The sequence below is a fragment of the Enterobacter sp. UNJFSC 003 genome, assembly GCF_036903355.1.
Classification (GTDB): domain Bacteria; phylum Pseudomonadota; class Gammaproteobacteria; order Enterobacterales; family Enterobacteriaceae; genus Enterobacter.
Map to the genome: position 1 here is coordinate 1 of NZ_JBAKHK010000059.1, position 372 is coordinate 372.

Consider the following 372-nt stretch of genomic DNA (forward strand, 5'->3'; position numbering starts at 1 on the left):
GAAGCGCATCACCTGGTGTGGAGCGAAGATGCGCCAAGCCGTGAATATCAGGCCATTGAACAACTGGCAGAGCACGTGCCGGGCGTTCTGCTGCTGACCGCGACCCCGGAACAGCTGGGGATGGAAAGCCACTTCGCCCGTCTGCGTCTGCTGGACCCGAACCGTTTCCACGATTTTGCGCAGTTCGTTGAAGAGCAGAAAAATTATCGTCCGGTTGCGGACGCCGTTGCCATGCTGCTGGCAGGTAACAAACTGAGCAATGACGAACTGAACATGCTCGGCGAGATGATCGGCGAGCAGGATATCGAGCCGCTGTTGCAGGCAGCAAACAGCGACAGCGAAGATGCCCAGAGCGCCCGTCAGGAGCTGGTT

General features: G+C 58.6%; 1 pseudogene. It reads left to right on the forward strand.

Features of this window, described 5'->3' with window-relative positions:
* Positions 1-372, forward strand: a pseudogene (locus tag V5P19_RS23065) (RNA polymerase-associated protein RapA); the annotation flags it as partial.